Source organism: Mesorhizobium sp. M0571 (assembly GCF_040320985.1).
In the GTDB taxonomy this organism is placed as follows: domain Bacteria; phylum Pseudomonadota; class Alphaproteobacteria; order Rhizobiales; family Rhizobiaceae; genus Mesorhizobium.
Window position 1 is genome coordinate 22,160 of the sequence record NZ_JAMYQT010000053.1, and the last position, 12,330, is coordinate 34,489.

At 63.2% G+C, this 12,330-nt stretch carries 8 protein-coding genes; 3 read left to right on the forward strand and 5 right to left on the reverse strand.

From position 1 onward, the window contains the following. Window positions 1–15: 15 nt before the first annotated feature. Window positions 16–1,344, forward strand: coding sequence for a DNA polymerase IV (locus NKI85_RS32140; protein WP_352780035.1), 1,329 nt, complete (start codon window positions 16–18; stop codon window positions 1,342–1,344). A 141-nt stretch (window positions 1,345–1,485) separates the two neighbouring features. Here the strand turns inward: NKI85_RS32140 and NKI85_RS32145 are convergent, their stop codons facing one another. Beyond that, on the reverse strand, window positions 1,486–1,992 hold the full coding sequence (locus NKI85_RS32145; protein ID WP_352780036.1) for a hypothetical protein: 507 nt from the start codon (window positions 1,990–1,992) through the stop codon (window positions 1,486–1,488). Between the two features lie 174 nt (window positions 1,993–2,166). On the opposite strand from NKI85_RS32145, the gene NKI85_RS32150 reads away from it, so the two are divergent. Beyond that, window positions 2,167–3,048: a DMT family transporter gene (locus NKI85_RS32150; RefSeq protein WP_352530838.1), complete on the forward strand. Its 882-nt coding sequence runs from the start codon at window positions 2,167–2,169 to the stop codon at window positions 3,046–3,048. Between the two features lie 10 nt (window positions 3,049–3,058). Here NKI85_RS32150 and NKI85_RS32155 read toward each other — a convergent pair whose 3' ends face one another. The 4 genes from NKI85_RS32155 to NKI85_RS32170 form a co-directional block, all read right to left on the reverse strand. Further along, window positions 3,059–3,862, reverse strand: coding sequence for an ion channel (locus tag NKI85_RS32155; RefSeq protein ID WP_352780037.1), 804 nt, complete (start codon window positions 3,860–3,862; stop codon window positions 3,059–3,061). Between the two features lie 104 nt (window positions 3,863–3,966). Continuing rightward, entirely contained in the window at window positions 3,967–4,941 is a 975-nt protein-coding gene (locus NKI85_RS32160) for a methyltransferase (protein WP_352780039.1), read from the reverse strand. Between the two features lie 200 nt (window positions 4,942–5,141). Then, window positions 5,142–8,669, reverse strand: a complete 3,528-nt coding sequence (gene dnaE, locus NKI85_RS32165) for a DNA polymerase III subunit alpha (protein ID WP_352780041.1) — start codon at window positions 8,667–8,669, stop codon at window positions 5,142–5,144. Window positions 8,670–9,150: 481 nt separating this feature from the next. Continuing rightward, a complete protein-coding gene (locus tag NKI85_RS32170) occupies window positions 9,151–11,163 on the reverse strand; it encodes an acetyl-CoA carboxylase biotin carboxylase subunit (protein WP_352780043.1) in 2,013 nt (670 codons plus the stop codon). Window positions 11,164–11,378: 215 nt separating this feature from the next. Here NKI85_RS32170 and NKI85_RS32175 point away from each other — a divergent pair. Next, window positions 11,379–12,330 (forward strand): alcohol dehydrogenase catalytic domain-containing protein (locus NKI85_RS32175; RefSeq protein ID WP_352780044.1); only part of this gene is annotated, 952 nt, incomplete at its 3' end.

Consider the following 12,330-nt stretch of genomic DNA (forward strand, 5'->3'; position numbering starts at 1 on the left):
GCATTTGTTCTCTTTATGTTCGCAGCGATGGCGGCCCCTGTCAACAATCCCGAACACGGTTTTTGCCGCGACTGCCTGAGTTTCCAGGGCAGCGAGGCACGCCGTTGCGAGCGCTGCGGCAGTCCGCGACTCGCGCGTCACCCGGAGCTTTACCGGCTGCGTCTTGCCCATATCGATTGCGACGCGTTCTACGCGGCGGTCGAAAAGCGCGACAATCCGGCCTTGAAGGACCGGCCTTTGATCATAGGCGGCGGCAAGCGCGGCGTCGTCTCCACCGCTTGCTACATCGCTCGCGTCCATGGGGTGCGCTCGGCAATGCCGATGTTCAAGGCGCTCGAAGCCTGCCCGGAAGCGGTGGTCCTCCCGCCGGACATGGAAAAATACGTCCGCGTCGGCCGTGAGGTGCGCGCTATGATGCAGGCGCTGACGCCGCTGGTCGAGCCGCTCTCGATCGACGAGGCCTTCCTCGACCTCGCCGGCACCGAGCGCCTGCATGGCTTGCCGCCTGCGGTGGTGCTGGCGCGCTTCGCGCTCGGCGTCGAAAAGGAGATCGGCATCAGCGTTTCGGCGGGCCTTTCCTACTGCAAATTCCTGGCCAAGGTGGCGTCGGATTTTCGCAAGCCACGCGGCTTTTCGGTGATCGGCGAGGCCGAGGCGACCGGCTTCCTGGCCGAGCAGCCGGTGACGCTGATCTGGGGCGTCGGCAAGGCCTTTGCCGCCACGCTTGAGCGCGACGGCATCCGCACCATCGGCCAGCTGCAGCGCATGGAGCGCGGCGACCTGATGCGCCGCTATGGCGTCATGGGCGACCGGCTCTACCGGCTGTCGCGCGGCGAGGACGACCGTCGCGTCGTTCCCGGCCAGGACGCGAAAAGCGTCTCCGCCGAAACCACTTTCGATACCGACATTGCCTCCGTCGACGAATTGGTCTCGGTGCTGAGGGCGCTGTCGGAAAAGGTCTCGGCCCGGCTGAAAAAATCCGGCATTGCCGGACGCACGGTCGTCCTCAAGCTCAAGACGCAGGATTTCAAGATCCGCACGCGCAATCGCCAGCTCGGCGATCCGACCCGGCTGGCCGACCGCATTTTTTCGACCGGGCTCGAGCTGCTGCGCAAGGAAGCGGATGGCACAAAATACCGGCTGCTCGGCATTGGCGTCAGCGATCTCTCCGACGATGACAGGGCGGACCCGCCCGACCTGGTCGACGTCCAGTCACGCAAGCGCGCCATGGCCGAAGGCGCCATCGACACGCTGCGCGGCAAGTTTGGCCGCAGGGCGGTGGAAACCGGCTATACCTTCGGCAAGGGCCGCGATGCCCATCCGCCCGAGCCGATCGAGGAGTGATACGGCATAGGGCATGTTAAGATTCAGGTCAGGAGAGTGGTGGCTTCCGAGAACCGGAGCGGAGCGTACTTTCGGGTACGCAAGCACCGGAAGCGCAGGAAGCCGCCGTTCGCAGGCCGGCATCACCTGAATATGCCCTGCTCAGGTGCGCCGCAGATCGATCCTGCTGGTCACCACCCTTTTTCCGGTTTTCGGATCGGTATCGATAACGGTCAGCCGCATGCCGTCCTCGCCATTCTTCTCGACCGTCAATTGCGCCTTGCGATCGCCATTGACCTCCTTCGCCCAACGGATGCCAAGATTGATCGCATTGCCCGAGCGGCTGCCGCTGAGTTGCGCCGGCCCGGTGCGCGATCCGACATAGGTGCCGGTGTATTTCGTCCCGCTCGACTTGATATCCGCGCTGATATCGCGCGTTACCACGATAAGACCGCGGCAGCTGCCGTCGAGCGATAGCGACCTCGACGTCGCGTCAGAATTGAAGTGACAGGAGACATTCACCGTCGGCGCATCGGTGGTCACCTTGACGATGCCTTTGCCGGCGAAATTCCCCTGGAATGAGCGAAGAAAATCCGGATCGTCGGCGTGTGCTGCGCCAGCCCCGGCCGTCAGGCAGCCGGCAAGTACAAATCGTGCAAGTGATTTCATCGGACCGCTCCTCGTTGGTATCCAAAACACAGCACGCAAACACTGAGGGACCAACGCTCCCCTCAGCGGCGGGTTCCGGCTTCAACATCACTGTTTGCAACGCTGCACGGCTGGCCCAGTCGAATGCGTCGGCTAGCGGTTGCGATGAAAGCGCCGGCTTGCGACATAGCGCCCATGGCACCCGCACCCTCGATCCCCAAGGCCGCGTTCTGGATGGCGCTGTCGATCGCCTCGTTCCTGGCGATGTCGGTGGCCGGCCGCGCCACGACGGCAGAACTCAACGTTTTCCAGGTGCTCGAGCTGCGCTCGGTGATCGGCTTTTTCATCCTGCTGCCGCTGGTCATGATGTCAGGCGGTTTTCCGGCGATGCGCACCGGTCGTCCGCTGGCCCATATCACCCGCAACGTCGTCCACTATACCGGCCAGGCTGCCTGGCTTTACGCCTTGACGCTGATCCCGCTTGCGGTGCTGATCTCGATCGAATTCACGACGCCGATCTGGACCGCGCTGCTGGCGGTCGCTTTCCTCGGCGAAAGGCTCTCCCGGCCACGGCTTGCGGCGATCGTGCTCGGGCTGATCGGCGTGGTGATCATCGTGCGTCCGGGCGTCGGCGCGGTCAATCCGGGGCATGTTATCGTGCTGGGCGCCGCGGTCTGCTTCGGCGTCTCGGTGGTCCTGGTCAAATCGCTGACGCGGACGGACAGCGTCGTGCGCATTATCTTCTGGATGCTGATCATCCAGTCGGTGCTTGGCCTCGCCCCGGCGCTATACGAATGGCAAAACCCGCCGCTCGAGCTCTGGCCGTGGATCCTGCTGATCGCGTTTACCGGCATGTCGTCGCATTTCTGCATGGCCCGCGCACTTGTCTATGCCGATGCGACGGTCATCTCGCCAATGGACTTTTTGCGTGTGCCGCTGTCGGCGATGATCGGATGGCTGCTCTATCACGAGCAGATCGACGCCTTCACCGCCGGCGGTGCCCTGCTGATCCTGCTCGGCAATCTGCTCAATCTGCAGAAAAAAGCCACCAAACCTGCTGAAGCGGCAGCAGCGTAGCGCTGCAGTTTCAATCGCCGTCGTCGGGTATGTTCAGAACGTGCCCACAGGCCTTGCAATGAACGGCGTCGGGCTCGTGCCGCTGCAGCCCGCATTGCGGGCAAGGAAAGAACACCTTGGCGGGACGGAAGAGCGCCTGCGCAAGCCGGACGAACAGCGATATGCCAATGATCATGGTGGCGATCGCGGTGAGCTTGCCGGCCACACCGGGCAGGACGATGTCACCGAAACCGGTCGTGGTGACCGTGGCGACAGTGAAATACAGCGCATCGACATAGCTCTCGAGACCGCCCACGGTGCGGAAGAAGAAGGTGTAGACGAAACCGGTGATGACAAAGAGGAACGTCAGGAAGTTGATGACCGCGCGGCTAGCCTCGCGCCATCGCCTGAAGCCGCGCATCTCGAAAAACCGCCACAGCGCGCCGCTACGCGACAGCGACCACAGCCGCAGGATGCGCAAAAAACCCAGATTGGCCAGCGCTGCAGGCATCAGCAGCGTCAACAGGATGAAGCCATCGATCCACGACGCCGGCTGTTTCATCAAGCGCAGCATGTCGTTGGAGGCAAGCAGCCGGGCAATCATGTCGGCGGCGACAAGTGCTGCCACGGAGTAATCCAGCCAGAGGAACGAGGACGACTTCTGGATCACCGGCGTGGCGATGAAAAAGGCAATGATGGCAAGGTCGATGACAACAGCCGCAAGCTGAAACCGGAACGCCGCCGGTGTGCGCCCGTGATATAGCTTGCGCAGCCTGTCGCGGAGCCGCGCCAACGCCGAAAGATCCTGCGCCCTATTCTTGTCAGCTACCTTCATGACGACTGCGATAACGTTCGGGGCACCAGCCGTCCAGGGGCGGAGCAGGGAGAAGCCGCTATGGCTCTTGAGAACATTCGGAGAGTTTCAGACCCGGAAGACAATCAGACCGGTTTCGCCTCGATGATGCTGATGCGAGGTCCGGCTTCAACAATATTCGAGACCTGGAAATCCGATGCCGCAAGCAGCAACTTAAATTCTTCCGCCGTGCGCTCCTGCCCGCCCGGCATGATCAACATGTTCAGATCGCCGAATTTTGCGCTGGCGCCTTCGTTGGGCGGCGCCAGAATGCTCTCAAGCACCAGCAGTTTGCCTTCTGGGCGCATCGCCCGGCGGCAGGTTTTCAGGATCCGGGTGTTTGTGTCGTCGTCCCAGTCATGCAGGATCCATTTAAGCACAATCGCATCGGCGCCTTCGGGCACCGAGACGAAGAAATCGCCGGCGACGATGTCGCAGCGATCGGCCACGCCCGCGGCGTCAAAGACCGGGCCGGCCTTCGCCACTACCTGCTGCTGATCGAAAAGAATGCCGCGCTGGCCGGGATTGCGGCAGAGGATTTCGGCAAGCAGCGCGCCCTGCCCGCCCGCGACATCCATAACGACGGAGAACGGCCGGAAGTCATAGGCCGCGATCACCGCGGCGGCGACGCCACGCGACATGGCCGTCATCGCCCGGTCGAAGATGACGGACTCTTCCGGGTGCTCCGCCCGATATTCCCAAACGCCCTTGCCATAAGCGTGGCGAAAGGCGTTTTCGCCGGTGCTGACACTGTGCAGCAGATCGCTCCATGCTCGACGGAAATAGGGCCGTCCGGCCAGAATCGCCCACGGCGCGACCGAATGCTGAACATCGGATCGCAACGCGCTGCCAACCGGGGTTAGTGAGAAGAACCGGTCTTCCGCTTCATGGAACACGCCGACCGACGCAAGGGCGCGCAGCAGCCGGTAGAGCGCCTGGGGATGGGTATTGGTCAACGCGGCAAGTTCGCCGCTGGCGCGTTTTCCGTCCTTGAGATGATCTGCAATGCCCAGCGTGGCGGCGACGCATATCGCCTGAGATACCTGGAACCCGTTGACCATCTTCTGGAGTTCGGCAGCGGCTGTCCGCTCATCCATGACACGCTCCCCGGCCGCCAAAAGACCCAGGCCGGCAACCGAAAAGACGAGTTGATGGTATGGGCGGGTGAGCTCACGATACCAGCGGCATTGTCACCGGGCAATGCTGGCGCTGGGGTGGCGAACACGGTCGAAACAAACGGAACCGTGCTAATCGCGTTAGATCACACCAGTTCCACCTCGACCACGCCCGGCACCGCACGCATCGCCGACGCAATCTGCGGCGACACGCGGTAGCGGTTGGGCAGTTCGATCTCGACCTCGCCCTCGCCGCCTTCCTTGATAACGATGATGCTCACCTGACTGTCGCCACGCTGGCCAAGCTGCGATTGGATTGTCGATGCCGGTCCATCATTTCTGACAAAGATGCGCAGCGCTTTCTGGATGCGGCTTGCCTCGTCCTCCAGCGACTGCACGGTCTGGATGCGCAGATTGACGCCTTCGGGCCTGTCCTCGGCCGAAACGGTGATCACCACCGAGCGGCCGGGTTCGAGCAGGTCGCGGTATTGCGCCAGTCCCTCGGAAAACAGCACCGCTTCATATTGCCCCGACGTGTCGGAAAACTGCACGACACCCATCTTGTTGCCGGTACGCGTCTTGCGTTCCTGCTTGGTGGTGACGGTGCCGGCAAGCCGGCCGGCGGCAGCACCGCGTTTGACGGCGGCCGAGAACTCGCCCCAGTTCTGCACCCGCATCTTCTGCAGCGCCGCCTTGTATTCGTCGAGCGGATGCGCGGAGAGATAGAATCCAACCACCTGGAATTCGCGGTGCAGGCGGTCGGCGGCGAGCCAGGGGTCGGTCGCCGGCAGGTTGAGCGCCTGCGATTGCGCGCCTAGCGAGGCGCCAAAAATGTCGTGCTGGCCGGTGACCGCGTTCTGCTGCGCCAGCGACGCCAGCCCCATCATCCGCTCGACGCCGGCCATCATTGCCGCGCGGTCGTGACCGAAGCAGTCGAGCGCACCGGCCATGATCAGACTTTCAAATACGCGCTTGCCGACGATCTTCGGATCGACCCTCTCGCAGAAATCGGCGAGGCTCTTGAACGGGTTTTCGCCGCGCGTCGCGACGATGTGCTCGACCGCCGCATCGCCGACACCCTTGAGCGCGGCCAGCGAATAGAAGATGCGGTTCTCGCCGACCTCGAAATCCCGGAACGACGTCATCACCGACGGCGCCACCACTTCGATGCCGAGGCGCAGCGCATCCTGGCGGAAATCGGCGAGCTTGTCCGTATTGCCCATGTCGAGCGTCATCGACGCGGCCAGGAATTCGACCGGGTAGTGCGCCTTCAGATAGGCGGTCTGGTAGGAGACGACGGCATACGCGGCGGCATGCGATTTGTTGAAACCATAGTCGGCGAACTTTGCCAGCAGGTCGAAAATGAAGTCGGCTTGCGGCTTGCCGACGCCGCGCTCGACCGCACCGGAAACAAAGCGCTCGCGCTGCTTGTCCATCTCGGCGCGGATCTTCTTGCCCATGGCACGGCGCAATAGATCGGCTTCGCCCAGCGAATAGCCGGAGAGCTCCTGCGCGATCTGCATCACCTGTTCCTGGTAGACGATGACGCCTTGCGTCTCCTTGACGAGATGGTCGATCTTCGGATGGATCGATGCCATCTCCTCCTCGCCATGCTTTCTGGCGTTATAGGTCGGGATGTTCTCCATCGGCCCCGGCCGGTAGAGGGCGACCAGCGCGATGATATCTTCGATGCAGTCGGGCCGCATGCCGATCAGCGCCTTGCGCATGCCGGCACTTTCCACCTGGAACACGCCGACCACCTCGCCGCGCGACAGCATTGCGTAGGTATCGGGGTCGTCGAGCGGAATCTTGGCCAGATCGATCTCGATGCCGCGGCGGCGGATCAGCTTGACCGCCCTGTCCAGCACCGTCAGCGTCTTCAGGCCAAGGAAGTCGAATTTCACCAGCCCGGCCTGCTCGACATATTTCATGTTGAACTGGGTGACCGGCATGTCCGAGCGCGGATCGCGGTACATCGGCACCAGCTCCGACAGCGGCCGGTCGCCGATGACGATACCGGCGGCATGCGTCGAGGCGTGCCGGTAGAGGCCTTCCAGCTTCTGCGCCGTGTCGAGCAGCGTCTGCACGATCGGCTCCCGCTCGGCCTCTTCGGCAAAGCGCGGCTCGTTGGCGATGGCGTCGGCGAGCTTGACCGGATTGGCCGGGTTCGACGGCACCATCTTGCTCAGCTTGTCGACCTGGCCGTAAGGCATCTGCAGCACGCGGCCGACGTCGCGCAGCACCGCGCGCGCCTGCAGCGTGCCGAAGGTAATGATCTGGCCGACCTGGTCGCGGCCGTATTTCTGCTGGACGTAGCGGATGACCTCCTCGCGCCGGTCCTGGCAGAAGTCGATGTCGAAGTCGGGCATCGACACACGGTCGGGATTGAGGAAGCGCTCGAACAGCAGCGAAAAGCGCAGCGGATCGATGTCGGTGATGGTCGTCGAATACGCGACCAGCGAGCCGGCGCCCGAACCGCGGCCCGGCCCGACCGGAATGCCTTGCACCTTGGCCCATTTGATGAAGTCGGCGACGATCAGGAAGTAACCGGGATATTTCATCTTCTCGATGACGCCGAGCTCGAAATCCAGCCTTTCGCGATATTGCTCGGCCGTGTAGCCGGGCGTCGGCCCATGCGCGGCCAGCCGCGCCTCCAGCCCTTCATGCGCCTGCCTGGCAAGCTCCTGCGCCTCCGCTTTCACCGCCGCCTCGGCGTCGGCGACGTCGCCACCGGCAAAGCGCGGCAGGATCGGGTTGCGGGTCTTGGGATAATAGGAGCAGCGCAACGCGATCTCGACCGTGTTGTCGATCGCTTCCGGCAGGTCGGCAAACAGCCTCGCCATATCGGCCTGGCTTCTCAGGAAATTGTCCGGCGACAGGCGGCGGCGATTGTCGGCCGCGACCACGGAACCTTCGGCGATGGCGATCAGCGCGTCATGCGCCTCGTAGTCCTCACGAGAAAAGAAAAACGCCTCGTTGGTGGCAACCAGCGGCAGATCGTGGCGGTAGGCGAGGTCGACCGACGACTGCTCGATGGCGCGATCGTAGCCGGAGACCCGTTCCAGCTCGACATAGAGCCGGTCGCCGAACAGGCCCTGGAGCGCCAGCAGCCGCGTCTCGGCGAGTTCGCGGCGGTCCTCCTTCAAGGCATTGCCGATCGGGCCGCGCGGCCCGCCGGTTAGGCAGATCAGACCGTCGGAGTGGCCCTGCAGCATCTCCGTCGTCAGATGCACCGCTTCGCCGGGCGGTGTCTCGAGGTAGACGCGGCTGACCAGCCTGACCAGATTGCTGTAACCGGCCTCGGTTGCGGCGATCAGCACCACCGGCCGCATCTCCGGCCCTTGGCGCCTGCGGTCGCGCTGGCTGTCGCTCGCCTCGCCGGAAAAGGCGAGGTCGATCTGGCAGCCGATGATCGGCTGGATGCCGTCCTTTACCGCTTTCTGGGCGAATTCCAGCGCGCCGAACAGATTGTTGGTGTCGGTGACGGCGATTGCCGGGCACTCGTCCTGCACCGCATGACCGACGATCTTGCCGAGCTGCAAGGCGCCTTCGAGCAGCGAATAGGCCGAATGCACGCGCAGATGAATGAACCGGCGCGCCGGCGCCTCCGCTCGCGACGCCTTGGCATAGGCTTCGCGCAGCAAGGGATCGCGTGGAAGTCTCTCATCCGCCATGGTTTTTTTCGCGCTGCCTGAAAGGACTCAGTCGATAAAGAAGTATTGTCCGGCAGCAGATAACACGAGTCCAGCGGAAGCGATTGGAGCTTTGTGAGCTAGCAACCGCTTCCGTCGGTAGAAAAGGCGCTGCCACCGAAGCTGCCAATCTCCTCCCTCGTGGAGGAGATGTCCGGCAGGACAGAGAGCGGCGCTGTCCCGCCGACATTGAGGTCGGCAGTACCCGCCACGTTGGTCGAAAAGAAGCCCCAAACAAAAACCCGCCACGGCGGGCGGGTCGTCAGCGCCAATCAGCACCATGCCCAAATTAATAGCATAGCTGCCGGCACAAAGCAAGAACAAAATACGCTGTTGGGGGCAAAAAATGCGAATTCCTCACGGCCTCGCCTTGTCCCTCCTCAAGCGAGCGTGTTCGACCAATTGCAAGGTCGCGTTCCTTCGCGCGCCCCTCTGTCCCGCCAGCCTCAGGCGGGTTTCAGCCTCACGCGAATTCCATGATCACCGCATCGACGGCAAGGCTGTCGCCTGGCTTGGCGTTGAGCTTCGACACGATGAGATCGCGCTCGGCGCGCAGCACGTTTTCCATCTTCATCGCTTCGACCACGGCCAGCGTCTCGCCGGCCTTGACCTCCTGCCCCTCGGCAACGGCGATCGATACGACGAGGCCTGGCATCGGGCAAAGCAACATCTTCGAGGTATCCGGCGCCACTTTTTCCGGCATCAGCCTTTCGAGTTGGGCGGTGCGCGGCAGCATGGCGCGCGCCGTCACCGACATGCCTTTCCAGGCAATGCGGAACCCGTTCAGCGCCGGCCTGACCTGCGCCGCGACCTTGCGGCCACCGACCTTGCCGCGCCAGATGAGATCACCCGGCCGCCAGTCGGATGCCACCGTCAGCGGCTTGCCGCCGTCGATCGACAGGTCGAGCTCCATCGGAATGGAAATCATGCCCTCAGCGACGGCGACCGAAAGATAGTCCTCGCCGATCTTCACCACCCAATCGCGCTTCAAGGCGCCCGAATGCGGCGCCAACCGCCCGCCCAACCGGTCGAGCCGGTCGCGGCGCAGGAGTTCGACCGCGGTGGCGATCGCTGCCAGCACCGCTTTCTCCTCGGCGCTAGGCACGATCGGCGTGAAGCCGCCCGGATATTCCTCGGCGATGAAGCCGGTCGACAGCCGCCCTTCCCGCCAGCGCGGATGCTGCATCAGCGCCGCCAGAAACGGGATGTTGTGCTCGATGCCATCGACGACAAAACTGTCCAGCGCCTCCGACATCGCATCTATTGCCGCGAGCCGTGTCGGCGCCCAGGTGCACAGCTTGGCGACCATCGGGTCATAGAACATCGAGATTTCCGAGCCTTCGGTGACGCCGGTATCGTTGCGGATGACGAGCTCGCCGAATTGCCCCTCTTCCGGCGGCCGGTATTTCGTCAGCCGGCCAATCGACGGCAGAAAATTGCGATACGGGTCTTCGGCATAGAGACGGCTTTCCATCGCCCAGCCGTTCAGCTTGACGTCGCTCTGTTTGATGGCGAGCTTTTCGCCGGCCGCCACCCGGATCATCTGCTCGACCAGATCGATGCCGGTGACAAGCTCCGTTACCGGATGCTCGACCTGCAATCGCGTATTCATTTCAAGGAAATAGAAGTTCTTGTCGCTGTCGACGATGAACTCGACCGTGCCGGCGCTCTGATAGTCGACTGCCTTGGCCAGCGCCACCGACTGCTCGCCCATGGCTTTCCGCGTTCTGGCGTCGAGGAACGGCGACGGCGCCTCCTCGGCGACCTTCTGGTTGCGTCGCTGGATCGAGCATTCGCGCTCGCCGAGATGGAGCGTGTTGCCATGGGCGTCGGCGAGCACCTGGATTTCGATATGGCGCGGATCGACGATGAACTTCTCGATGAAGACGCGGTCGTCGCCGAACGAGCTCTTGGCCTCCGACCGCGCCCGGTCGAAGCCGTCGCGCACCTCTGCCTTGCTCCAGGCGATGCGCATGCCCTTGCCGCCGCCGCCGGCCGAGGCCTTGATCATCACGGGATAGCCGATTTCGCCGGCGATCTTTTCGGCATGGGCGGCGTTTTCGATGACACCAAGCCAGCCGGGCACCGTCGACACCTTGGCGGCGTTGGCGAACTTCTTCGATTCGATCTTGTCGCCCATCGCCTTGATGGCCTTGGGCTTCGGGCCGATGAAGACGATGCCTTCCCGCTCCAGCGCTTCGCAAAAGGATGCCCGCTCGGACAGGAAACCGTAGCCTGGATGCACGGCCTCAGCCCCTGTCGCCTTGCAGGCGGCGATGATCTTTTCCGGGACCAGATAACTTTGTGCAGCGGGCGAAGGGCCGATATGCACCGCCTCGTCGGCCATTTCGACATGCACGGCATCGCGGTCGGCGTCGGAATAGACCGCGACGGTGGCGATGCCCATCTTGCGCGCCGTCTTGATCACGCGGCAGGCGATCTCGCCACGGTTGGCGATCAGGATCTTTGTGAACATGCAGGCCTCGTCCCTCGGCTGCCCTTCTTTTATGGGCTTCCCGTTTTATGGGCTTCAGGGGGCCGGTCAAGGCAAAGTCGGGGCCTATCTCGAATGCAAATCCGCGGGCACTGACGAAAATCCGGGGTCGGAACGTCGCTTCGTGCATAGCGCAGAGTTGAGAGGTAAGTTAAATCTAAGCTTGGACTGCAGATTTGCCTTGGGAGGATTGCCTGATGAAAACGCGCGCCGCAGTCGCTGTCGCCGCCGGAAAGCCGCTGCAGATCATGGAGGTCGACCTCGAAGGCCCTCGTGATGGCGAGGTGCTGGTCGAGATCAAGGCAACCGGCATCTGCCACACCGACGAGTTCACTTTGTCGGGCGCCGACCCGGAAGGCCTCTTTCCGGCGATCCTCGGCCATGAGGGCGCCGGCATCGTCGTCGACGTCGGCAAGGGCGTCACCTCGGTCAAGAAGGGCGACCACGTCATCCCGCTCTATACGCCGGAATGCCGGCAGTGCCCGTCCTGCCTGTCCCGCAAGACCAATCTGTGCACCGCCATCCGCGCCACCCAGGGACAGGGCTTGATGCCTGATGGCACCTCGCGCTTCTCGATCGGCAAGGACAAGCTGTTCCACTATATGGGCTGCTCGACCTTCTCCAATTTTACGGTGCTGCCCGAGATCGCGGTGGCCAAGGTCAATCCCGACGCGCCGTTCGACAAGATCTGCTACATCGGCTGCGGCGTCACCACCGGCATCGGTGCTGTCATCAACACGGCCAAGGTCGAGCAAGGCGCGACGGCGATAGTCTTCGGCCTCGGCGGCATCGGCCTCAACGTCATCCAGGGATTGCGGCTTGCCGGCGCCGACATGATCATCGGCGTCGACCTGAACAACGACAAGAAGGAATGGGGCGAAAAATTCGGCATGACGCATTTCGTCAATCCGAAGGAGATCGACGGCGATATCGTGGCTCATCTCGTCAACATGACCAAGCGCGGCGCCGACCAGATCGGCGGCGCCGACTACACCTTCGACTGCACCGGCAACACGAAAGTCATGCGGCAGGCCCTTGAATCGTCTCACCGCGGCTGGGGCAAGTCGGTCGTCATCGGCGTGGCCGGCGCCGGCCAGGAGATCTCGACGCGGCCGTTCCAGCTGGTCACCGGCCGCACCTGGATGGGCA

Bases quoted from the DNA above. Each gene is read 5' to 3' on its own strand.
- NKI85_RS32140 (WP_352780035.1), top strand. From the start codon at position 16: ATGTTCGCAGCGATGGCGGCCCCTGTCAACAATCCCGAACACGGTTTT.
- NKI85_RS32160 (WP_352780039.1), bottom strand. From the start codon at position 4,941: ATGGTCAACGGGTTCCAGGTATCTCAGGCGATATGCGTCGCCGCCACG.
- NKI85_RS32150 (WP_352530838.1), top strand. From the start codon at position 2,167: ATGGCACCCGCACCCTCGATCCCCAAGGCCGCGTTCTGGATGGCGCTG.
- NKI85_RS32170 (WP_352780043.1), bottom strand. From the start codon at position 11,163: ATGTTCACAAAGATCCTGATCGCCAACCGTGGCGAGATCGCCTGCCGC.
- dnaE (WP_352780041.1), bottom strand. From the start codon at position 8,669: ATGGCGGATGAGAGACTTCCACGCGATCCCTTGCTGCGCGAAGCCTAT.
- NKI85_RS32155 (WP_352780037.1), bottom strand. From the start codon at position 3,862: ATGAAGGTAGCTGACAAGAATAGGGCGCAGGATCTTTCGGCGTTGGCG.
- NKI85_RS32145 (WP_352780036.1), bottom strand. From the start codon at position 1,992: ATGAAATCACTTGCACGATTTGTACTTGCCGGCTGCCTGACGGCCGGG.